The sequence below is a fragment of the Streptomyces sp. NBC_01775 genome (assembly GCF_035917675.1).
Lineage (GTDB): Bacteria > Actinomycetota > Actinomycetes > Streptomycetales > Streptomycetaceae > Streptomyces.
The window spans coordinates 2,314,600-2,337,850 of the sequence record NZ_CP109104.1 but is presented as its reverse complement, the minus strand read 5'-3'; the positions used below and the strand labels follow the sequence as shown (position 1 = coordinate 2,337,850).

The 23,251-nt window shown below is 69.1% G+C and carries 18 protein-coding genes; 14 read left to right on the top strand and 4 right to left on the bottom strand.

Going from position 1 to position 23,251, the window contains the following annotated elements; genetic code table 11:
* The first annotated feature begins 14 nt into the window (after positions 1–14).
* The 9 genes from OHB04_RS10540 (at position 15) to OHB04_RS10500 (ending at position 10,227) form a co-directional block, all read left to right on the top strand.
* On the top strand, positions 15–938 hold the full coding sequence (locus OHB04_RS10540) for a carbohydrate ABC transporter permease (protein WP_326692667.1): 924 nt from the start codon (positions 15–17) through the stop codon (positions 936–938).
* 18 nt (positions 939–956) lie between these two features.
* Entirely contained in the window at positions 957–1,874 is a 918-nt protein-coding gene (locus OHB04_RS10535) for a carbohydrate ABC transporter permease (RefSeq protein ID WP_326687408.1), read from the top strand.
* A 169-nt stretch (positions 1,875–2,043) separates the two neighbouring features.
* Positions 2,044–3,303 (top strand): extracellular solute-binding protein, encoded by a 1,260-nt coding sequence (locus OHB04_RS10530; RefSeq protein WP_326687407.1) that lies wholly within the window; start codon positions 2,044–2,046, stop codon positions 3,301–3,303.
* A gap of 50 nt (positions 3,304–3,353) precedes the next feature.
* Entirely contained in the window at positions 3,354–4,292 is a 939-nt protein-coding gene (locus OHB04_RS10525; protein ID WP_326687406.1) for a carbohydrate ABC transporter permease, read from the top strand.
* Complete coding sequence (locus OHB04_RS10520; protein ID WP_326687405.1) at positions 4,292–5,155, top strand: carbohydrate ABC transporter permease; 864 nt, start codon at positions 4,292–4,294, stop codon at positions 5,153–5,155. Before OHB04_RS10525 ends, OHB04_RS10520 begins: the two co-directional genes overlap by 1 nt.
* 191 nt (positions 5,156–5,346) lie before the next feature.
* Positions 5,347–6,534, top strand: a complete 1,188-nt coding sequence (locus tag OHB04_RS10515) for an ROK family transcriptional regulator (protein WP_326692665.1) — start codon at positions 5,347–5,349, stop codon at positions 6,532–6,534.
* 174 nt (positions 6,535–6,708) lie between these two features.
* The gene (locus OHB04_RS10510) at positions 6,709–7,824 is read left to right on the top strand and encodes a substrate-binding domain-containing protein (RefSeq protein WP_326687404.1); all 1,116 of its coding nucleotides are present in this window, start codon (positions 6,709–6,711) and stop codon (positions 7,822–7,824) included.
* A 175-nt stretch (positions 7,825–7,999) separates the two neighbouring features.
* Positions 8,000–8,788, top strand: a complete 789-nt coding sequence (locus tag OHB04_RS10505) for an ATP-binding cassette domain-containing protein (protein ID WP_326687403.1) — start codon at positions 8,000–8,002, stop codon at positions 8,786–8,788.
* Positions 8,785–10,227 carry a sugar ABC transporter permease gene (locus tag OHB04_RS10500; protein WP_326807342.1) on the top strand — a complete coding sequence of 481 codons (1,443 nt, stop codon included), beginning with the start codon at positions 8,785–8,787 and terminating at the stop codon, positions 10,225–10,227. The genes OHB04_RS10505 and OHB04_RS10500 overlap by 4 nt, the downstream gene beginning before the upstream one ends.
* A 230-nt stretch (positions 10,228–10,457) precedes the next feature.
* Here the strand turns inward: OHB04_RS10500 and OHB04_RS10495 are convergent, their stop codons facing one another.
* A complete protein-coding gene (locus tag OHB04_RS10495) occupies positions 10,458–10,739 on the bottom strand; it encodes a hypothetical protein (RefSeq protein ID WP_326687401.1) in 282 nt (93 codons plus the stop codon).
* A 327-nt stretch (positions 10,740–11,066) separates the two neighbouring features.
* Here OHB04_RS10495 and dxs point away from each other — a divergent pair, with 327 nt between their 5' ends.
* The 5 genes from dxs to OHB04_RS10470 all read left to right on the top strand — a co-directional run bounded on the left by dxs (position 11,067) and on the right by OHB04_RS10470 (position 18,160).
* Complete coding sequence (dxs, locus tag OHB04_RS10490) at positions 11,067–12,986, top strand: 1-deoxy-D-xylulose-5-phosphate synthase (RefSeq protein WP_326687400.1); 1,920 nt, start codon at positions 11,067–11,069, stop codon at positions 12,984–12,986.
* Positions 12,987–13,171: 185 nt separating this feature from the next.
* Positions 13,172–14,701, top strand: a complete 1,530-nt coding sequence (locus tag OHB04_RS10485) for an ArnT family glycosyltransferase (protein WP_326687399.1) — start codon at positions 13,172–13,174, stop codon at positions 14,699–14,701.
* Positions 14,702–14,842: 141 nt separating this feature from the next.
* Positions 14,843–15,295 (top strand): hypothetical protein, encoded by a 453-nt coding sequence (locus tag OHB04_RS10480; RefSeq protein WP_326687398.1) that lies wholly within the window; start codon positions 14,843–14,845, stop codon positions 15,293–15,295.
* Positions 15,292–17,619: a hypothetical protein gene (locus OHB04_RS10475; protein ID WP_326687397.1), complete on the top strand. Its 2,328-nt coding sequence runs from the start codon at positions 15,292–15,294 to the stop codon at positions 17,617–17,619. The genes OHB04_RS10480 and OHB04_RS10475 overlap by 4 nt, the downstream gene beginning before the upstream one ends.
* A 34-nt stretch (positions 17,620–17,653) precedes the next feature.
* Positions 17,654–18,160, top strand: a complete 507-nt coding sequence (locus OHB04_RS10470) for a hypothetical protein (protein WP_326687396.1) — start codon at positions 17,654–17,656, stop codon at positions 18,158–18,160.
* A gap of 109 nt (positions 18,161–18,269) precedes the next feature.
* On the opposite strand, the gene OHB04_RS10465 is transcribed toward OHB04_RS10470, so the two are convergent.
* From OHB04_RS10465 to OHB04_RS10455, 3 genes are all read right to left on the bottom strand, one after another.
* Positions 18,270–20,393, bottom strand: coding sequence for a 3-hydroxyacyl-CoA dehydrogenase NAD-binding domain-containing protein (locus OHB04_RS10465; protein ID WP_326687395.1), 2,124 nt, complete (start codon positions 20,391–20,393; stop codon positions 18,270–18,272).
* 2 nt (positions 20,394–20,395) lie between these two features.
* Positions 20,396–21,610 carry a thiolase family protein gene (locus OHB04_RS10460; protein ID WP_326687394.1) on the bottom strand — a complete coding sequence of 405 codons (1,215 nt, stop codon included), beginning with the start codon at positions 21,608–21,610 and terminating at the stop codon, positions 20,396–20,398.
* Between the two features lie 291 nt (positions 21,611–21,901).
* A complete protein-coding gene (locus OHB04_RS10455; protein ID WP_326687393.1) occupies positions 21,902–23,164 on the bottom strand; it encodes a ribonuclease D in 1,263 nt (420 codons plus the stop codon).
* Positions 23,165–23,251: the final 87 nt, after the last annotated feature.

The following is a 23,251-nucleotide window of genomic DNA, read 5'->3' as shown; positions in this document are numbered from 1 at the left end:
TCACTCCCGCGCGGGTGCGGTACGACCGCCGGTACCGCACCGTGGACCGGTACCGTTTCATCGTGGGGTTCTTGTCCCTCCCGCTGCTGTTCTACGCGATATTCGTCATCTGGCCCTTCATCCAGGCGATCTTCTTCTCGTTCACGGACTGGACCGGCGGCGCGGGGCAGAATTTCATCGGGTTCGACAACTACGTCAAGATGTGGAACGACGAGCGGTTCTGGACCTCGGCGCGCAGTAGTTTCCTGCTCCTCCTCCTCGCTCCGCTCGTCACGCTTGCGCTGGGCGTCTTCTTCGCCTTCATGATCACCGCGGGCGGCCGGCACCGGAAGGGCCAGGCCATCGCGGGTGTGGCGGGCTCCTCGTTCTACAAGGTCGTCTACTTCTTCCCGCAGGTCCTGTCCATCGCCATCATCGCGGTGGTGTGGGGGCGGGTCTTCAACACCCGGGCCGGACTGCTGAACGGGGTGCTCGGCGCGGTCGGACTCGACAGCGCCGAGCAGTCCTGGCTGGGCGGGGACTACAAGCTGGCGCTCTTCGCCGTTCTCGTCGTGCTGTGCTGGAGCTTCGTCGGCTTCTACGTGGTGCTCTTCTCCGCGGCGATGGGGTCCATACCCAAGGACATCTACGAGGCGGCGCTGCTGGACGGGGCCGGCCGTGCCAAGACCTTCTTCCAGGTGACGCTGCCGCTGATCTGGGACACCGTGCGCACCGGCTGGGTGTACATGGGGATCCAGGCGCTCGACTCGTTCGCGGTCGTCCAGGTCATGGTCGGGCTGGATCACCCGTTGAACGTCCTGCCGGTGTACCTCTACAAGGAGTTCCAGGAGGGGCAGTTCGGCTACGCCACCTCCATCGGCGTCGTCCTCCTCGTCCTGAGCGTGATCTTCTCGTTGATCATCATGAGGCTCGGGAACCGCGACCGGATCGAATACTGAGACAGCGGGAGCCACATCATGACCACAGCCTCGACCACGGCCCCCGCCGACGGCGGCACTCCCTCCGAGGGCGCAGCGCAGCGGGGGAGCGGCCCCGGCAAGGTGTCCGAGGGCGCCACCTTGAACGTCTTCTCGCACGCCTTTCTCGTCGTGTGGGTCGTACTGGCGGCCGGCCCGCTGGTCTGGATCGCGATCACCGCCTTCCGGGCCTCGGGCGACATCCTCAGCGACCCCATGGGCCTCCCCGACTCGCTGCGCTGGGAGAACTTCAGCCACGCGTGGACGGAGGCGAAGATCGGGCGCTACGCGCTCAACTCCGTGATGATCCTGCTGGGTTCGCTCACCGGCACGATGCTGCTGGGCTCGATGGCGGCGTACGTCATCGCGCGCTTCACGTTCGTGGGGAACCGGTTCATCTTCCTGCTGTTCGCGGGCGGCATGATGTTTCCCGTTATTCTGGCTCTGATCCCGCTGTTCAAGATGATGGACAACTTCGGGCTGCTGGACACCCGGCCGGGTCTGATGATCGCGTACATCGCCTACTCGCTGCCCTTCACCACCTTCTTCCTGACCTCCTTCTTCCGCACGCTGCCCAGCGGCGTCCAGGAGGCGGCGATGGTCGACGGGGCCTCGCACACCCGGACGTTCTTCCAGATCATGCTGCCGATGGCCAAGCCGGGACTGATCAGCATCGGCATCTTCAACTTCCTCGGCCAGTGGAACCAGTACCTGCTGCCGCTGCTGCTCAACAGCGAGAACGAGGACAACTACGTCCTCCCCCAGGGCCTCGCCTCGCTCGCCGTGGCGCAGGGCTACCGGGGGGACTGGGGGGCCCTGTTCGCGGGGCTGACCATCGCCATGGCGCCGGTGCTCGTGGTCTACGCGGTCTTCCAGCGCCAGGTGCAGGCGGGGCTCACAGCGGGGGCTCTCAAATAGTCGCGATCAGGGGTCATTTCAGCTTGGCCACGAAAGTGGCCTAGACCTGTTGCGGCTGAAAGTGCCGTGAGTAGTCTCTGCGCCACAGCGCCGCGAGGATCATCTCGCGAGGGCGCTCGGGGGCTGCACTTGCGGGCAAGTCGACACCGATGTCGAAGGGTTGAGCAACATGAACAGAAGAGCAGTGGCGGCCGGCGCCGCAGCGCTCGCCATGGCACTGGGCGCTACGGCCTGCGGCGGTGACAGCGGGGACTCGGGCGACAAGAACACCATCAAGCTGGTTGCCGCCGACTACGGCGACAAGGCCTCGAACGCTTCCAAGATCTACTGGAACGATGTCGCCAAGGACTTCGAGAAGAAGAACAAGGGCATCAAGGTCGACGTCCAGGTCATCAACTGGAACGAGATCGACAAGCAGGTCAAGACGATGATCCAGAGCGGAAACGTTCCGGACCTGCTCCAGACCGGCGGCTACGCCGACAAGGTGGCCGACGACCTGCTCTACAAGGCCGACGAGGTGATGTCACCCAAGACGCGCGGCAACCTCATCGGCTCGTTCGCCAAGGCCGGCGAGGTGGACGGCACCCAGTACGGCATCCCGTGGGTCTCCTCCACCCGCGTGCTCTTCTACAACAAGAAGGTCTTCAAGAAGGCCGGCATCAAGTCACCGCCCAAGACCTGGGACGAGGTGGCCGACGCCGCGAAGAAGATCAAGTCGTCCAAGGCCGCCGACACCCCCTACGCCCTCCCCCTCGGCCCCGAGGAGACCCAGGGCGAGTCCATGATCTGGGAGATGGGCAACGGCGGGGGCTTCACCGACAGCGGCGGCAAGTACACGGTCGACAGCAAGGCCAACGTCGAGACCTTCAAGTGGCTCCAGGACAACCTGGTGAAGCCCAAGCTCACCTACGACAACCCGGCCACCACGGACCGCAAGACCGCCTTCGGGGACTTCGCCGCCGGCAAGGCGGGCATGCTCAACGGCCACCCGAGCCTGGTCTCGATGGCCAAGGAGGGCAAGGTCGACTACGGCGTCACCACCATCCCGGGCAAGAACGGCCCGCTGAAGTCCACCCTCGGCGTCGCCGACTGGATGATGGCCTTCAAGGACGGCGGCAAGAAGGAGCAGGTCAAGAAGTTCCTCGACTTCACCTACTCCAAGAAGATGAAGAAGTTCGACGAGATGTACAACTTCATGCCGGTTACCAAGGACACCCTCCAGGACATGCAGTCCAGCGGGAAGCACAAGGACCTGGAGCCCTTCTTCAAGGAGCTGCCGAACGCGAAGTTCTACCCGCTCGGCGACCCGGCCTGGGACGTCGTCTCGGCCGAGATGAAGAAGACCGGTGGCAAGGCCGTCCAGGAGGACCCGAAGAAGATCCTCGGCGACCTGCAGAAGAAGGCGGAAGAAGCGGCCTCGAACAAGTAGGCCGCTGACTGGTCCGACGCACTTCCGCATCGCAAGGAGTCCTTGTGTCAATGAAGGCCCCACCGTCCCCGGCCAGCAGGGGCCGGGTACGGGGTGGGCTCCCCGCCCGGCCAGGCCGTAAGAGCGGCCTGGCCCGGCTGGGCCCGCTTCCCTGGATTGCCCCTGTCGTCCTGCTGATCCTGGGCGTGGTCATCTGGCCCGTCTTCGAGCTGATCAGGACCTCGTTCCTGAACATCAGCATCGCGGGTGTCGTCCGCGGCTCGGCCGGTACGGACAAGTTCAAGAAGCTGTTCGACGAGACCGACTTCGGCCATGTACTGATCTGGACGGTGCTGTGGACCGTCGTGGTCGTCGGCGTCACCATGCTGCTCTCGCTGGGCCTCGCCCAGCTCTTCAACCAGCGCTTCCCCGGCCGCAACGTCACCAGATGGGCGCTCATCGCCCCCTGGGCCGCGTCCGTGCTGATGACGGCCATCGGCTTCAAGTGGATGCTCAACAGTACTGCGGGCGTCCTCAACACCGTGATGATCGACCTCGGCATCATCGACAAGTCCAAGGACTGGCTCGGCACTCCGGGCACCGCCTGGCCGTGGATGATGTTTGTCGCCGTCTTCGTCTCGCTGCCCTTCACCACCTACACCCTGCTGGCCGGTCTCCAGACCATCCCCGGTGAGGTGTACGAGGCGGCGCGGATCGACGGCGCCGGTGCCTGGCAGACCTACCGGGGGATCACGCTCCCGCTGCTGCGCCCGGCCTTCCTGGTCGGCGTGGTCATCAACCTCATCAACGTCTTCAACTCCTTCCCCATCATCTGGTCCATGACGCAGGGCGGACCGGGGAGCGACACCGCGACCAGCACGGTGTTCATGTACAAGCTGAAGGAGACGGACATCGGCGAGTCCGGGGCGATGTCCGTGGTCAACTTCGCGATGGTCGTGGTGCTGGTGCTGATCTTCTTGAAGGTCAGCCGATGGAACAAGGAGGATTGATGACGACCGCAACCCCGAGCGCCCGGACCGTCCGGCCACCGAAGCGGACCTTCAGGCCGCGCACTGTCGTCATCGCCGCCTCCGCCTGGCTGCTCGCCGCCGTCTTCCTGGCGCCGTACCTCGAAATGATCATCACCGCGCTCCGGCCGGCGAACGAGCTGCGGGACCGCACGTATCTGCCGAGCAAGCTGGAGTGGTCGAACCTCATCGACGTCTGGAAGGAGTCGTCGCTCGGCGACAATCTCCAGGTGACGTTGCTGGTCGCGGCCGGTGCCACGGTGCTGGTGCTGCTGGTCTCGCTGCCCGCCGCCTACTACACGGCGCGGATGCGCTACCGGGGCAGGAAGCTGTTCCTGCTGCTGGTGCTGGTCACCCAGATGTTCCAGCCGACGTCCCTGCTGGTGGGCCTGTACCGCGAGTTCCACCAGCTGGAGATGCTCAACTCGGTCTGGACGCTGATCCTGTGCAACGCCGCGTTCAACCTCGCCTTCGCCGTCTGGATCCTGACCGCCTACATCGGGTCGATCCCCCCGGAGCTGGAGGAGGCCGCCATGGTCGACGGCCTCAGCCGCTTCGGAGCGATGATCAAGGTCACGCTGCCGCTGGCACTGCCGGGCGTCGTCACCGCGGTGATCTTCACCTTCATCACGTCGTGGAACGAGTTCGTGATGGGGCTGACGCTCTCCACGGAGCCCGACAAACAGCCGCTGACCGTGGGCATCAACAATTTCATCGGTGCCTACAACGTGCAGTGGAACTACCTGTTCGCCGCCTCCGTCGTCGCGATCGTCCCGGTGATCGTCCTGTTCGCCTTCATCGAGCGGCACGTGGTCTCCGGACTGACCGCCGGTTCCGTGAAGTGACGTAGACAGCGAGTCCGCGCGGGTCCCCGGCCAAGGCCGGGGACCCGTCACGTCATGCCCGCTCACCTCCGTAGAATGCCGACACAAACGAGCGCCCGCCCCGCCCAGCTGTGCTCAAGGACTTGACGGGGGGAACCGCTGGGGCTCTGCTTAGAGTTCAGATGTTGGAGACAAGCGGGGAGTGAACAGTGGTGGAGACTCCGGGATCGCAGTCCTCGCTGCACCGGGCGAACCTCGAGCGGGTCGTGCGTGCCGTACGAATGGCGGGCTCGCTCACCCAGGCGGAGATCGCCAGGACGACGGGGCTGTCGGCCGCGACCGTCTCCAACATCGTGCGGGAGCTGAAGGACGCCGGGACGGTCGAGGTCACGCCCACCTCCTCCGGCGGGCGCAGGGCCCGCGCGGTCGCGCTCAGCGCCGACGCCGGGATCGTCGTCGGCGTCGACTTCGGCCACTCCCACCTGCGGGTGGCCGTGGGCAACCTCGCCCACAAGGTGCTGGCCGAGGACGCGGAGCCCATCGACGTCGACGCCTCGGCCGACCAGGGCTTCGACCGGGCCGAGCGCCTGGTGCACCGGCTGGTCAGCGAGAGCGGCATCAGCCCCGCCAAGGTCATCGGCATCGGCCTGGGCGTGCCGGGTCCCATCGACATCGGCACCGGCGTGCTCGGCTCCACCGCGATCCTGCCGGGCTGGGCGGGCACCAACCCGCGCGACGAGCTGGCCGCCCGGACGGGCGTGCCCGTCTACGTCGACAACGACGCCAACCTCGGAGCCCTCGGCGAGCAGGTCTGGGGCGCGGGCCACGGCGCCGAGGACCTCGCCTACATCAAGGTCGCCAGCGGCGTGGGCGCCGGACTCGTGATCAACGGCCAGATCTACCGGGGCCCGGGCGGCACGGCCGGCGAGATCGGCCACATCACCCTGGACGAGTCGGGCCCGGTCTGCCGCTGCGGAAACCGCGGCTGCCTGGAGACCTTCACGGCCGCCCGCTACGTGCTGCCGCTGCTGCACTCCAGCCACGGCACCGATCTGACCATGGCCCGCGTGGTGCGGCTGGCGGGCGAGGGCGACCCGGGCTGCCGCCGGGTGGTCGCCGACATCGGGCGGCACATCGGCAGCGGTGTCGCCAGCCTCTGCAACCTCCTCAACCCCTCCCGTGTCGTGCTCGGCGGCGACCTGGCCGAGGCCGGGGACCTGGTGCTGGATCCCGTGCGGGACTCGGTGGCGCGCTACTCCATCCCCAGCGCGGCCCGCCAGTTGAAGGTCCTCCCCGGCGAACTGGGCAGCCGCGCCGAGGTGTTGGGCGCGCTCGCGCTGGTGCTCAACGAGATGGGTGACGCCACCTTGCTGGACGCCACGGCGGCTGCCGTCCTCTGACGCTTTCGAACGCCGGGGTTACGGCGGCATGTCACACCTTGCTGTGTTCATTGCCGTAACGAATGGCATCGTTGCCATCTCGTTAAGGATTTACTTATTGACCGAAGGATCGCTTGAGAGTTGACTTCCGGCTACCTCGGTCGCGACGGCGCGGCCCCGTCAGGGAGGTAGTCCATGCACGCAGCACTGCGCGGCATCGTGTTCGGCACCGTCACGCTCTCGCTCGCCCTTGTCACGGCCGCCTGTGGCAGCGCGGACGAAGCCGGTGACAAAGGGGACAGCAAGAAGGACAAGAAGGGGCCGCTGACCATCGGCCTCCTGCTCCCCGAGAACCAGACGGCGCGCTACGAGCGCTTCGACAAGCCGCTGCTGGAGAAGAAGATCAAGGAGCTGGCGGGCAAGGACACCAAGATCCTTTACTCCAACGCCAAGCAGGACGCCAACCTCCAGCAGCAGCAGGTCGACACGATGATCACCAAGAAGGTCGACGCGCTGATCGTGGACGCCGTGGACGCCAAGTCCATATCCAGCTCGGTCAAGAAGGCCGACGACCGTGACATCCCCGTCGTCGCCTACGACCGCCTCGCCGAGGGCCCCATCAAGGCGTACACCTCGGTCGACAACCCCCGGGTCGGCAAGATCCAGGCCACCTCCCTCCTCAAGGAGATGGGCGACAAGGCCGACAAGGGCAAGATCGTCATGATGAACGGCTCCGTGACCGACCCCAACGCCAAGATGTACAAGGACGGCGCCCACTCCGTCCTCGACGGCAAGGTGAAGGTCGGCAAGGAGTACGACACCAAGGAGTGGAAGCCGGAGAACGCCAACGAGAACATGAAGGGCGCCATCTCCTCCCTCGGCAAGGGCAAGATCGCCGGTGTCTACTCCGCCAACGACGGCATGGCCGGCGGCATCATCACGGCCCTCAAGGGCGCCGGATACAGCAAGGACGAGATGCCCCCGGTCACCGGCCAGGACGCTGAACTCAACGCCGTACAGCGCATCCTGAAGGGCGAGCAGTTCATGAGCGTCTACAAGCCGTACGTGCCCGAGACCTCCGCGGCGGCCGAGTTCGCCGTCGCCCTGGCGCGCGGCGAGAAGCTCGACGACATCGCCACCTCCAAGACCGACAGCGAGTCGGAGAAGGCCGTGCCGACGAAGATCGTCACGCCGCTGCCGCTGGTCAAGGACGACATCAAGAAGTACGTCGGCAAGTCGGGCTTCTTCACGGCCAAGGAGATCTGCACCGCCAAGTTCAAGGACGCCTGCGACAAGGCGTCCATCAAGTAGTCCCCCCGGCCGTGGCCTTCCCGGCCACGGCCCCACCGGGCGCAGCGGCCCCGCCCCGGGCCCGCCCAGCCCCCGGTCCCATCCTCCGGCGCCCCCGCCCTTCCACCCCGCCGTGACGGGGGCGCCGGCACGCTCACCCCCCTCCGCCGGGCACATCGGTCAGGCGGCGAAGGAGATGATTCACGTGTCCGCTACGCCCGTGCTGGCGTTGCGCGGGATCTCCAAGCGGTTCGGCGCCGTCCAGGCGCTGACGGATGTCGAGCTGGAGATCCACCCCGGCGAGGTCGTCGCGCTCGTAGGCGACAACGGCGCAGGAAAGTCCACCCTGGTCAAAGCCATAGCCGGCGTCGGCCCCGCCGACGAGGGCACCATCGAATGGGACGGCAGGCCCGTCCGTATCGACAGGCCGCACGACGCCCAGGACCTCGGCATCGCGACCGTCTACCAGGACCTCGCGCTGTGCGACAACCTCGACGTCGTCGGCAACCTCTTCCTCGGCAACGAGATCAAGTCGCGCGGTGTCCTTGACGAGATCGAGATGGAGCGCCGCGCCCGCGAGCTGCTCTCCACGCTCTCCATCCGCATACCCAGCGTCCGCATCCCGGTCGCCTCGCTGTCCGGAGGACAGCGGCAGACCGTCGCCATCGCCCGCTCGCTGCTGGGCGAGCCCCGCGTCGTCATCCTCGACGAGCCCACCGCCGCACTCGGCGTCGAGCAGACCGCACAGGTCCTCGACCTGGTCGAGCGGCTGTGCGAGCGGGACCTCGGCGTCATCCTCATCAGCCACAACATGGCCGAGGTCAGGGCCGTCAGCGACCGGGTCGCGGTGCTCCGCCTCGGCCGCAACAACGGCACCTTCAAGGTGAGCGAGACCACCCAGGAAGACATCGTCTCGGCCATCACCGGCGCCACCGACAACGTCGTCACCCGCCGCGAGGCCCGCATCACGGAGGTGGAGAAGTGACCACCGGGACTCCTACCGACGGCAACGAAGGCGCCCAGTCCCCCGACGAGGGCACCGCCGTCGGCACGGCGGACGAGAACGCCGACGAGGCCGTCAGGACTGACAAGGCCGAGAAGGCCGTCAAGGCCGCAAAGACCGAGAAGGCCGAGAAGGCCGACGAGAATCCAGCTCCGGAGGACGGGGCAGCCAGTGGCAACCAGGGCGCCGCGCCCGGCGCCGTCACTGCCGTCGACCCCCGCCTGCTGGTGCGCCAGGAGGGTTTCAAGGGCTACGCGAACGACCTGCTGCGCAGGCTGCGCACCGGCGAGCTGGGCTCCATACCCGTCATCGTCGGGCTGATCGTCATCGCGATCGTCTTCCAGCTCCAGGACTCGGCGTTCCTGAGCGCCAACAACCTCAGCGACCTGTTCATCCAGAGCGCCGGGACCGGACTGATCGCCGTCGGCATCGTCTTCGTACTGATCCTCGGCGAGATCGACCTGTCCGTCGGGTCGGTCAGCGGCATGTCGGCCGCCGTACTGGCCGTTCTCAACATCAACCACGGCATGAACGAGGTCCTCGCACTGGTCCTCGCCATCCTCACCGGGATGGCCGCGGGCGCCGTGCACGGCTTCTTCTTCGCGAGGATCGGCGTACCCGCCTTCGTGGTGACCCTGGCCGGCCTGCTGGGCTGGAACGGGCTGATGCTCCAGATCCTGGGCCCCAGCGGCACCATCAACCTCGACGACGACGGTGTGGTGGCGCAGCTCACCAACCACTACTTCGCCGACAAGGCCGCCGCCATGGGTCTGGCCACCGTCTGTGTGCTGGCCTTCCTGGGCCTGTCCCTGCTGGACGCCCGCCGGCGCAAAGCCGTCGGGGTGCCCAGCAGGCCGCTCAGCGAGATCGTGCTGCGCACGGTGGTGCTCGCCGTTCCCGCCTACGCCGCGGCGTTCGTCTTCAACTCCTACAAGGGCCTGCCGCTCGCCGTCGTGATCTTCATCGGCGTCGTGGTGATCGGTGACTTCGTGCTGCGCCGTACCAGCTACGGCCGCAAGGTCTTCGCGGTCGGCGGCAGCAGCGAGGCCGCGGGCCGGGCCGGCATCAACGTGCCCATGATCCGCATCACCGTCTACTCCCTCGCCGGCACCATGGCGGCGATCGGCGGCATGTTCTTCGCCTCACAGATCAACGCGGCCAACCAGTCCTCCGGGGCCGGCAGCCTCCTGATGAACTGCATCGCCGCCGCCGTCATCGGAGGCACCAGCCTCTTCGGCGGACGCGGCAAGACCTGGTCGGCGCTGCTGGGCGCGCTCGTCATCCAGTCGATCAACTCCGGCATGGCCCTGCTGGGCACCGGCTCCGCCGTCCGGGACATGATCACCGGCGCGGTGCTGCTGGCGGCCGTCGTCATCGACTCCGTCTCGCGCAGGACCCAGAAGACGGCGGGCCGCGCCTAAGCGCTCCGAGGGGAGTGCGGACGCTCCGCGGGGAGTGCGGAGAGGCTCCGTCGTGCGGCTGCGGCTGCGGGTGCGACTGCGCCCCCAAGCTCTTCGGGCAGGGAGGTACCCCCCCCAGAACAGGGGGGATCCCCATCGCGGCGGAGCCGCATGTATGACACAGCCCCGAAGGGGGCGTACCGGTCGGGCCTGGTGCTGACGCACGGCGTCAGCCCCAGGCCCGACGGCCGTTAACGCCCGGCCTGCTTGCGTTCCCGCGCGAGTTCGATCTGCTCGGACTTCTCCCTCGGCTCGTGCAGCCGCTCGTACGCCTCCTTCCACGCGGGGTCGGGCTTCTCCTTCTTGGCCGTCTTCTTCGCTGTCTTCTTCTCCGACTTCTCCGACTTCTCGGGCTTGTCGTCGGCGACCGAGGCCGGGGCGGCGTCCTGCGCCTGTGCGGTGGGCAACGTCATCGCGAGGGGCGCGGCGGACAGGGCCGCGATCGCGATGAAGCGGGTGAGTCGGTTCCGCATAGAACCTCCTGAGCGTTCGAATGTTTCCGGCATAACGGGCGAAATCGATGACCGTTTTATAGGCATCTGTACCAGATCCGAGCATGCTCGCCGTAAGCCCGCAATCCACGGCCCTTCCTGCGTCACCGAACGGGTGCACCTGGTCCGGACACCCGTACCCTCGTTGCTCGTGGGTCGCGCTCCCGGGCAGGGGAGGGCAATCGTGTGACTGAGATGGCACCCACCGGTGAACCCGGACGCCGGTGGAACATTAGACTCGACGGATCGGCACGGTTCGGTGAAGACGGCTCGATAGCGTTCGATCACGCTTGAAGCAAGGAGGTACGGGTGGCGTTGCTGACCGGCATCAGGGGACCACGCGATCTGGACCGGCTCAGCCCGGAGCAGCTTGAGACGCTGGCCGAGGAGATCCGCACCTTCCTGGTCGACGCGGTCGCCAAGACCGGCGGCCACCTGGGTCCGAACCTCGGCGTGGTCGAACTGACCATCGCTTTGCACCGGGTTTTCGAGTCGCCGGCCGATCGCATCCTGTGGGACACCGGGCACCAGTCCTATGTCCACAAGCTGCTGACGGGGCGGCGGGACTTCTCCAAGCTGCGGGCGAGGGGCGGGCTGTCGGGTTATCCCTCGCGTGCGGAGTCCGAGCACGATGTGATCGAGAATTCCCACGCTTCCACGGTGCTGGGCTGGGCGGACGGTCTGGCCAAGGCCAACGAGGTGCGCGGTGCCGGGGACCATGTGGTGGCGGTCATCGGTGACGGGGCGCTGACCGGTGGTATGGCCTGGGAGGCGTTGAACAACATCGCCGCGGCCAAGGACCGTCCGCTGGTGATCGTCGTCAACGACAACGAGCGCTCCTACTCGCCCACCATCGGCGGCCTCGCCAACCACCTGGCCACCTTGCGCACCACCGACGGCTACGAGCGCTTCCTGGCCCGCGGCAAGGACATGCTCAACCGCACCCCCGTGGTCGGCAGGCCGCTGTACGAGACGCTGCACGGCGCCAAGAAGGGCCTCAAGGACTTCATCGCGCCGCAGGGCATGTTCGAGGACCTCGGCCTGAAGTACGTCGGCCCCATCGACGGCCACGACATCGCCGCCGTCGAATCCGCGCTCCAGCGCGCCAAGCGCTTCGGCGGGCCCGTGCTGGTGCACTGCCTCACCGAGAAGGGCCGCGGTTACCAGCCCGCGCGTCAGGACGAGGCCGACCAGTTCCACGCCGTTCCGGTCATCCACCCCGACACCGGGCTGCCGGTCAAGTCCTCGGGTGCCGACTGGACTTCGGTCTTCGGTGAGGAAATGGTCAAGCTCGGGCGGGAGCGCGAGGACATCGTCGCCATCACCGCCGCGATGATGCGGCCCGTCGGACTCCACGCCTTCGCGCAGGAGTTCCCCGAGCGGGTCTACGACGTGGGCATCGCCGAACAGCACGGAGCGGTCTCCGCCGCCGGGCTCGCCACCGGTGGCCTGCATCCGGTCTTCGCCGTCTACGCCACCTTCCTCAACCGCGCCTTCGACCAGCTCCTGATGGACGTCGCGCTGCACAAGTGCGGGGTCACCTTCGTGCTGGACCGCGCCGGGATCACCGGCTCGGACGGCGCCTCGCACAACGGTATGTGGGACATGTCCCTCCTCCAGTGCGTGCCCGGCCTCCGGCTGGCAGCTCCGCGCGACGCCGACCAGGTACGCGCCCAGCTGCGCGAGGCCGTCGAGGTGGACGACGCCCCCACCGTGGTGCGCTACTCCAAGGGCGCCGTCGGCCCCGCCGTACCCGCCCTGCGGCGCGTCGGCGGCATGGATGTGCTGCGCGAGCCGGCCGCCGAGGTGCGGCGGCCGGACGTGCTGCTCGTCTCCGTGGGCGCGCTGGCACCGATGTGCCTGGAGATCGCCGACCTGCTCGACAAGCAGGGGATTTCGGCCACCGTCGTGGACCCGCGCTGGGTCAAGCCCGTCGACGAGTCGCTGCCGCCGCTGGCCGAGCAGCACCGCGTCGTGGTCACCGTCGAGGACAACAGCCGCGCCGGCGGCGTCGGCTCGGCGGTCGCCCAAGCCCTGCGCGACGCGGGCGTGGACGTGCCGCTGCGTGACTTCGGCATCCCCGAGCGGTTCCTGGACCACGCGACCAGGCAGGAAATCATGACCGAGATCGGCCTCACGGCTCCGGACATCGCCCGCCAGGTCACGGGCCTGGTCGCCCGCCTCGACGGCCGCTTCGACGCGGAGCGGGCCCAAGTGGCCCGCGATTGACCGCTTTTGAGGGGCGCCCTCGCTGTTGTCCGTTGCTGTTCGTGGGCGAGTTCCGCGCCGTCGTGCGTTGATCGCTCGCGCTCGTCCTCAAGTCCCGGACAGGCTGAAATCAGCCCGTCCGGCACTTGAGGGCCGGACCCGGGGCCGAGGCCCATCGTGTGGGGTCGACCGCTAGGTTGGGGCGTATGTCGCAGTCCTCCGCCGAGCGCCACGCACCGGGTAAAAGGGAAGCCCGGATTCCGTCACCGCGGCCCCGCGCGGCCGACACGGCGCCGGACCACGCGGGGATCCCCGCCTTCTGGACGCGGCTCTTCCCCGTCCTCGCCCTCATCACCGTCCTCACCCGCCTTCCCTCCTTCACCCGAACCCTCTGGAACCCCGACGAGGGCTTCCTCGCCACCCAGGCACGCCAACTCGCCGACGGTGGCGTCCTCTACGACACCGTCGTGGACCGCAAACCACCCCTCGTGCCCTGGCTCTACCAAGGAGCCTTCAGCCTCTTCGGGGGCCACTCGCTGTGGCCGGTGCGGGTGGCGGCGCTGGTGGCCGTGCTGGTGGGGGCCGGGCTCGTCGCCTCGATCGCGTTCCGCCGCTGGGGCGAGCGCGCGGCCTGGCGCGCCGGCATCTGCTACGTCCTGCTGTCGGTGGGGCTCGTTCCGGAGGACACCCAGGCCGCCACGTTCGAGGTGTTCATGCTGCCGTGGACCGTGGCGGCGATCTGGTGCGCGGAGCGCGCGCGGTGGGCGGGCGCGGGGCTCGCCCTCGCCGGAGCGGTGCTCTCCAAGCAGACCGGCGGCGCCGTGCTGCTGCCGGTCTTGCTGCTGTGGTGGCAGACGCGCGCGGGCTGGGGCGCCTTCGCGCGGCTGACCGCCGGAGCGGTGCTCCCGGTCGCGAGCGCCGCTCTCGCGTTCGGGCCAGGACGGTTCGTGTACTGGATCGCCACCGGCTCCGGCTCCTACCTCTCCGCCGACGGAGCGGGCCTGAACCCGCTGCTGCGCGCGCTCGGCGGGCTCGGACTGCTGACGCTGGCGTTCTTGCCGCTGCTGATCGCGCTGGTCTCCGTCGTCTTCTCCCGAGGACGCGCGCGCCGCCTCTCGAACGCCGCGGACCTGTGGCTGTGGCTGGCGGCCTCGCTGGCGGCGGCCATGGTGGGGCTCCAGTTCTTCGGCCACTACTTCCTCCAGCTCGTCCCCGCGCTCGCCCTGCTGGGCGCCGCCGCGCTGCACGAGGTCGGCGCGCGGGCCGCGACAGCGGCGCTGACGGCCACCGCGTTCCTCGCCTGCGCCTATGTCGGCTGGGGCTTCACCGCCAGCCGTACCGAACTCGATCACGCCCACCGGGTCGCCGACACGGTGCGCGCGTACACCGGACGGGACGACCGGGTGCTGCTGTGGGGCATGCACCCGGAGGGGTACTGGCTGGCCGAGCGCGCCCCCGCCTCGCGCTATCTGACCGCCGGTTTCCTCACCAACTTCAGCGGGGGCCGCGACGGGGCGCGGGTGGGGGAGAAGTACGCGATGACGGGCGCCTGGCCGCACTTCCGGCGCGAGCTGCGGCACCGTCCGCCCGAGCTGATCGTCGACGACTCACGCGACAAGAACTACGGCACCGAGCGCATGCCCACCCTGCGGCGGCACATCGGCCGCCACTACGAGAAGGTGGCGACCATCGACGGCAGCGACTTCTACGTGCGCACCACGCGTTCACCTCGTTGACGGCGCGTTCACCTCACTGAGCGGTCAGGATGCCTACCGGGCCCGAGCCGGACAGCTCCGCCACGCTGATTGATCACCTGATGTTTCCCCTCGGCGCATAGATTCGGCTGCGCGCCAACAGCAGTAGGACCGGGGGAGGTCATGGTGTCTTTCGAGCAGGAGTGGGCAGGGCTCAAGGCCGCGTATGTGCCGGAGGAGTCCACCTTCATGCGCCTCGCGGGCGCGGGCGGCTCCGGCTCCTGCGGCACGGGCGGGAGCGGCGGTGGCCCCGGGGGCAGGCACAAGAAGCTCCATGTCACCGCGCCACTGCTGCGTACCAGAGCGGGACGGGCCGAGACCGTACGGGGCCAGTTCATGAAGGCCGACGACGAGGTGACGCGGGAGACCGGGCAGATCACCGGCAGCCTCAAGGGCTTCTTGACCGACGCCGCCATCGCCACCTTCCAGGAGCGCTGGAAGGACCAGATGGCCCACGCCAGGCAGCAGTTCACCCACACCGCGGCGGCCCTGCGCACGGCCGCCGACAGCTTCACCACCGAGGACCACAAGCGCGCCCACGAGGTGAGCCGCGCAGGCGAGGGCGCCCGCTCATGAGCGAACGGCTCAGCTACCCGGACGTACGGCACGCCGACCTCACCCCGCTCAGCGAGGCCGTCGCCAAGTGGAAGCAGGCGCCCGGCAAGTTCGAGCAGGTCGGCACCAACTTCGGCACCGAGGTCACCAAGGGCCTGGCCGGCTCCCAGTTCGAGGGCGAGGCGGCCGACGCCGCGGGGCGCAGGTTCGGCAAGGTCAGGGAGCAGCTGCTGGCCGCCGAGGAGGAGGCCCGCCGGGTGCACACCGTCCTGAGCCAGGGCCTGGAGAAGTTCCGCTCGGCCAAGAAGGCCCTCAAGGACATCGAGGACGAGCTGGCGGGCCACAAATACCTGCGGCTCAACAAGCACGACGGCTCGGTCTATCTGGAGACCGGCGAGGACGAGGCGGGCCACGAGGCCGAGCTCAACAAGGCGTACCAGGACACCTTCGCCTCCTACCGGGACCGCACCCGCGCCGCTCTGGAGCGGGCCACCCAGGCCGACGCCGACCTCGCCCAGGCCCTGACGACCGACGTCAACGGCACGGAGCGCGGCTTCAACGACAAGGCGTACGACAGCCTGGAAGCGGCCCGTAAGCAGTCCGCCAGGGACCTCAAGGAGGCGCTGCGCCTGGCCCGGACCGAGAACGGCCGCATGGACACCGGCCAGTTGACCAGGCTCACCGCACTGGTGGCCCGGCACAGCCAGGACCCGCTCTTCTCCGAGGAGTTCTCCACCCGGCTGGGCCCGGAGAAGACCCTCAAGCTCTGGTACAACGCCACCCACCCGCACAACGTGCTGTACCCGGACACCGACATCGACGACAAGGCGTGGCGGAAGTCGGCCAAGGTGCTCCAGGAGGAGCTGGGCACCACCTTGGCCACCGCCACGAACTCCGGCACCCCCGCCATGAAGCAGTGGCAGCACGACATGATCAAGCTGGGCGACCAGCGCCTGGAGAGCGGCGGCACCACCCACCCCTACGGCTTCCAGGTCATGAGCAACCTGATGCGCTCCGGGAAGTACGACTCCGGCTTCCTCAACGACTACGGCGACAAGCTCACCGCCTGGGACAAGAAGCTCAACACCCGCGAGGGCTTCGCCTACTGGGCCAACTCCGCCGACACCGACTCCCTCAACCTCCTCGGAAAGCGCGGCGACACCGGCCACGACGCGATGACCGGCTTCCTGGAGGGCCTGGGCCACAACCCGGAGGCATCCACCGACTTCTTCGGCCGCCCCGCCGGGGGAGACGGCGTGGTCGACCGGGACAGCGAGCTGAACGACCACTTCAAGTACCTCACCCAGGACCGCAACTGGATCTTCGACGGCAACACGGCAGCCGCCCCCCGCCAGCTGCCAGGACACGAGGCCCTCAGCCACGCCCTCACCGCCGCCACCACCGGCTACGCCTGGGACGACCAGGTGCTCGCGGGCAAGGACCCGGAGCTGTTCGAGCACGGCGGCGACCGGCGCACGGCTGCGACCGCCGGGGTGATGGAGCAGGTCGTCCACGTCTACGGCGGCGAGGACGGCCCCAAGCTCCTGCACGACCAGCCCGCGATGGCCGCCGGACTCGGCGCGATGGGCGGCGCCTACGTGGACGACATCAACCGCGGCATCTCCGGCGTCGGCGACGGCCTCCAGCACACCGACGCGTTCCCGCCCGCCTACCAGGGCCACGCCGACTTCGGCAGGGACCAGGCCGTCGATTTCCTCAGCGTCCTCGGCCAGAACGAGACCTCGCACGCCGTCATGAACCAGGCCGAACACCTCTACACCCTCGACCGGTTCAGCGACCGCCCACCGTCCGAGAGCCCCGAGGACTGGGCAACGGGACGCCGGGTGCTGCTCACCGAGGCGGAGGCCCGCGGCACTCTCGACCACGCCCGCGTCCAGCAGATCGAGGCCCAGTACACGGCCGACTCCAAGGAAGCCCAGGACTCCTACCAGCAGTCGGCGAACTGGACCCGGGTCGGCATGAGCGCCGGAGCCCCGGCCGTCGCCCAGGGCGTGCTGAGCGTCGTCGGCAGGAGCGGGCCCTGGGGCGTGGTGGTGCCCATCGCCCAGGCGGGAGGCGTGGAGTTCACCAAGCTCTTCCACGAGGACGCGGTCTTCGGCGGCCCCGACACGCCGCAGCCGCCCACCGACAAGGACCAGTTCTTCGCCCGCGGCGAGCGCGATCTCGGCGCCGCGGCCGACCAGTACCTGGCAGGCAAGAACCTGCCGGCGAGCGGACAGGGAATGGACCCCGAGGGTGACCTCGCCGACGACATCAAGGGCAAATACCTGGCCATCGGCCCGCAGGGCAACGCGTTCGAAGGCCGTGCGCCCTACCCGGGCTGAGCGGCGCCGGGCGCGGCTCGCGGGGTGTGCGGGCGTGCCGCTGGCTCTTGCCCTCGCTCTCCTCGCCGGCTGCTCGTCGTCGTCGCCGGACGACGGGGGCACGCCCGCGAAGGAGCTGTGCGGAGGCTCGCTGGACTCCGGCGCCGTCCGCGCCCTGGACGACCTCAGCCGCGACGAGGTCTACCGGCAGACCCCGCGCCTGTCCTTCGCGGAGGCCGCGCGGAAGGTGCGTCGGCACGCGGACACGGCTACGTCACGGAGCCTGGTGTGCCGGGTCTACGCCTCCGGCGGGTCCGAGCAGGACCCCCTCTTCGAGGTGGAGTACGTCCACCCGGAGCGCAGCCTCACTCCGCGGGAACGCAGCGCCCCGGCGGAGGCGCTTTTGCCCTTCGGGTGCGGCGGGTTCACACTTGCGGGTCACATTCGCGTGCCCTACACGGACACTCACGCGGATGTCGCGGACGCGCCTCGCGCCCGTGCCGCAATGAAGGTCCTCCGTGCGGTGACCGAGCGGATGGCTCGCGAGCTGCACTGCGATTAGCCCCTGCCCCGCCCCTTCCTGTTTCTTTTGGGGGCTCCGCCCCCAAACCCCCGCTCCTCAAGCGCCGGAGGGGCTGAAAATCAGCCCCTCCGGCACAGGGGGAGCGGCATCACTCCGGAACGCTGGCGACTCCCGGAGGCAGGAAGCGGTGGCCCGTCACGCGCTCGCTGACGCCCTCGCGGTCGAGGTAGGGGGTCACGCCGCCGAGGTGGAACGGCCACCCGGCGCCGGTGATCAGGCACAGGTCGACATCCTGGGCCTCGGCGACGACGCCCTCGTCCAGCATGAGCCGGATCTCCTCGGCGATCGCGTCGAGCGCCCGGTCCCGTACCTGCTCCTCGGTGAGGACCACGTCCCCGACCTCGAACAGCGCTGAGACGGCCGCGTCCAGCTCCTGGGTGCCGGGCACGTACAGGTTGCGCTTGCCGGCCTCGACGACCCGGCCGAGGTTGTCCGAGACCGCGAAGCGGTCCGGGTACGCGGCGTGCAGCGTGCCCGCGACATGGTGCGCGACGGCCGGACCCACCAGCTCCAGCAGCACCATCGGCGACATCGGCAGCCCGAGCGGCGCGAGCGCGCGGTCGGCGACCTCCACCGGGGTGCCCTCGTCGATGGAGCGCAGCACCTCGCCGAGGAACCGGGTCAGCACCCGGTTGACGACGAAGGCGGGCGCGTCCTTGACCAGCACGGCCGTCTTCTTCAGCTTCTTGGCCACGCCGAACGCGGTGGCCAGGGAGGCGTCGTCGGTCTTCTCGCCGCGCACGATCTCCAGCAGCGGGAGGATCGCGACGGGGTTGAAGAAGTGGAAGCCCACGACCCGCTCGGGGTGCTTGAGCTGGGAGGCCATCTCGCTGAGGGACAGCGAGGAGGTGTTGGTGGCGAGGATGGCGTGCTCCGGCACGACCGCCTCGACCTCGGCGAACACCTTCTGCTTGACGCCCATCTCCTCGAAGACGGCCTCGATGACGAAGTCCGCGTCGGAGAAGGCCGCCGCCTTGTCGAGCGAACCGGTCACCAGCGCCTTGAGGCGGTTGGCCTTGTCCTGGTTGACGCGGCCCTTCAGCAGCAGCTTGTCGATCTCCTCGTGGCAGTAGGCCACGCCCTTGTCGACCCGCTCCTGGTCGATGTCGGTCAGCACGACCGGCACCTCCAGACGGCGGGCGAACAGCAGCCCGAGCTGGGAGGCCATCAGCCCGGCGCCGACGACGCCGACCTTGGTGACCGGCCGTGCCAGGTCCTTGGGCGGGGCGCCCGCCGGACGCTTGGCACGCTTCTGCACCAGGTTGAAGGCGTAGATCCCGCTGCGCAGTTCGCCGCCCATGATGAGATCGGCGAGCGCCTGCGTCTCGGCGTCGAAGCCCTGCCGCAGGTCGCCGCTCTTGGCGGCGGCGATGATCTCCAGCGCCCGGTAGGCGGCGGGCGCCGCTCCGTGCACCTTGCTGTCGGCGATCTGCTTGCCGCGCTCGACAGCCGCGTCCCACGCCTCACCGCGGTCGACCTCGGGGCGTACGACCTCGAGCTCGCCCTTGAGGACGGCCGCGGTCCAGCGCAGCGACTCCTCCAGGAAGTCCGCGCCCTCGAACAGCGCGTCCGCGATGCCGAGTTCGTAGACCTGCTGGCCCTTGAGCTGGCGGTTCTGGTTGAGGGAATTCTCGATGATGACGCTGACCGCGCGGTCGGCGCCGATCAGGTTCGGCAGCAGCGCGCAGCCGCCCCAGCCGGGCACCAGGCCGAGGAAGACCTCGGGCAGCGAGAAGGCCGGCAGCGCGGCGGAGACGGTGCGGTAGGTGCAGTGCAGCCCGACCTCGACGCCGCCGCCCATCGCCGCGCCGTTGTAGTAGGCGAAGGTGGGGACGGCGACGTCGGCGAGGCGCTTGAAGACATCATGGCCACCCTTGCCGATGGCGACGGCGTCCTCGTGGCGGCCCAGGATCTCCACGCCCTTGAGGTCCGCGCCGACGGCGAAGATGAACGGCTTGCCGGTGATGCCGACGCCGTTGATCTGCCCGTCCGCGGCCTCCTTCTCGACCTGGTCGATCGCCGCGTCCAGGTTGGCCAGCGACTGCGGGCCGAAGGTGGTGGGCTTGGTGTGGTCCAGCCCGTTGTCCAGCGTGATGAGGGCGAACCTGCCCGCTCCGTAGGGGAGGTCGAGATGGCGTACGTGCGCCTCGGTGACGACCTCGTCCGGGAACAGCTCGGCCGCGCCCCTCAGCAGCTCAGCGGTGGTGCTCATGCTTACTTGCCCTCCCAGTGGGGGTTCTCCCAGATGACGGTCCCGCCCATGCCGAAGCCGACGCACATGGTGGTGATGCCGTAGCGGACGTGCGGCTGCTGCTCGAACTGGCGGGCGAGCTGCGTCATCAGCCGCACGCCGGAGGAGGCCAGCGGGTGCCCGAAGGCGATGGCGCCGCCGTACTGGTTGACGCGCGGGTCGTCATCGGCGATGCCGTAGTGGTCCAGCAGCGAGAGGACCTGGACGGCGAACGCCTCGTTGATCTCGAACAGGCCGATGTCGTCGATCGACAGCCCGGCCTTGGCGAGCGCCTTCTCGGTGGCGGGGACCGGGCCGATGCCCATGACCTCCGGCTCCACCCCGGCGAAGGCGTAGGAGACCAGCCGCATCTTGACCGGCAGGCCCAGCTCCTGGGCCACGTCCTCGGCGGCGACCAGCGAGGCGGTCGCGCCGTCGTTGAGCCCCGCCGCGTTGCCCGGGGTGACCCGGCCGTGCGCACGGAAGGGAGTCTTGAGCCCGGCCAGGTTCTCCAGCGTGGTGCCCGGCCGCATCGGCTCGTCCGCGGTGGCCAGCCCCCAGCCGGTCTCCCCGCCCTCGGGGGTGGTGCGCCGGATGGAGACGGGTACCAGATCGGCCTGGATGTGGCCGTTGGCGTACGCCTTGGCGGCCTTCTCCTGACTGGCGACCGCGAAGGCGTCGGCACGCTCCTTGGTCAGGTGCGGGAACCGGTCGTGCAGGTTCTCGGCGGTCATGCCCATGAACAGGGCCGACTGGTCGACGAGCTTCTCCGAGACGAAGCGCGGGTTGGGGTCCACGCCCTCGCCCATCGGGTGCCGGCCCATGTGCTCGACGCCGCCGGCCACCACGATGTCGTAGGCGCCGAAGGCGATCGAGCCGGAGGTGGTGGTGACCGCCGTCATCGCGCCGGCGCACATCCGGTCGATCGAGTATCCGGGCACCGACTGCGGCAGCCCGGCCAGGATCCCGGCCGTACGGCCCAGGGTCAGGCCCTGGTCGCCGATCTGGGTGGTCGCGGCGAGTGCGACCTCGTCGATGCGCTCCGGAGGCAGGTCAGGGTTGCGGCGCAGCAGCTCACGGATGCACTTGACGACCATGTCGTCGGCGCGGGTCTCGTGGTAGATGCCCTTGGGGCCCGCCTTGCCGAACGGTGTGCGAACGCCGTCGACGAAGACGACGTCCCTTGCGGTACGGGGCACGTTGGCTCTCCTCCAGGTGCGGGCGGGGTCTGTCGACCCCATGCTACTTGTGGGTAACCTCTTGGCAAGAGGGTGCCCCTCCCTCTCTTCGGGGCTTCGCCCCTGTGCCCCGTCTTGGGGCTTCGCCCCTTGGGTCCCCGCCGTTGTCGGGGGCTTCGCCCCCCAACCCCCTTGGCTTCGCCGGCCGGGCGGCTCCGCCCCAACGCCCGGCCGGCGAGGCCATTGGTTAGAGGGCGAAGCCCTCAAAGGGGCGGGTCAGAAAGGGCACAGCACCCATCAGGGTGAGGCAACCTACTCGGAAACGGTCAGAGCTGCCCGCAGCAGTTCTGCCGTCTGCGAGATCTGCCACTCCCGCGCGCCAAGCCCCCGCAACGCCTCGGCGACAGCCGAGAGCGACAGCTCACCCGGCGGCTCCCAGCAAAGCCGCCGCACGGTATCCGGCGTCAGCAGATTCTCCTGCGGCAGGTTCAGCTCCTCGGCGTGCTCGGTGACCGCGGCGCGCGCCGCGGTCAGCCGGGCCGCCGCCGCCGGGTCCTTGTCGGCCCACGACCGCGGCGGCGGCGGTCCGCCCAGGACCTGGCTCTGCTGCGGCAGCTCCGACTCGGGCAGCGCCCGAGCCCGCTCGACCGCGCCCTGCCACTGCTCCAGCTGCTTGCGCCCCATCCGCTGCCCGAAGCCCGGAAGGGCGGACAGCGCACGGGCGTTGGGCGGCATCGCCAGCGCCGCCTCCACGATCGCCGCGTCGGTGAGCACCTTGCCCGGGGAGACGTCCCGCTTGCGCGCGACCGTGTCGCGCGCAAGCCACAGCTCCCGTACGACGGCCATCTGTCTGCGCCGCCGCACCTTGTGCATGCCCGAGGTGCGCCGCCAGGGGTCCTTGCGCGGCGGGGGTGCGGGAGCCGACGCGATCGCCGCGAACTCCTCGCGGGCCCACTCCAGCTTCCCCTGCCCCTCCAGCTCGGCCTCCAGCGCGTCGCGCAGGTCGACCAGCAGCTCCACATCCAGCGCCGCGTACCGCAGCCAGGGCTCGGGCAGCGGCCTGGTGGACCAGTCGACGGCGGAGTGGCCCTTCTCCAGGGCGTAACCGAGGACGTTCTCCACCATCGCGCCCAGGCCCACCCGCGCGAACCCGGCGATGCGCCCGGCCAGCTCGGTGTCGAACAGCCTGGTGGGCCGCATACCTATCTCACGCAGACACGGCAGATCCTGACTGGCCGCGTGCAGTACCCACTCGGTGCCGGCCAGCGCCGCGTCCAGCCCCGACAGGTCGGGACAGGCCACGGGGTCGATCAGCGCGGTGCCCGCACCCTGGCGGCGCAGCTGCACCAGATAGGCGCGCTGCCCGTAGCGGTATCCGGAAGCGCGCTCGGCGTCGACGGCCAGCGGCCCCGTACCTTCGGCGAAGGCCGCGGTGAGTCGCGCCAGCTCCTCTTCCGTCACGGTGACGGGTGGGATGCCCTCGCGTGGCTCCAAGAGAGGGACCGGCGCCGGACCGGAGTCCTGGGAGGGGTCCTGAGCTGCGGTCGCTGATGCGGTCTCTTGGGCGTCGGTCACCAGTCAAGGGTATCCGCGAGCACGCAATGCCAAGCGCCCACCGACGGAACGTTACGTCGGCGGGCGCATCGGCTGCCCCGGAGGGAA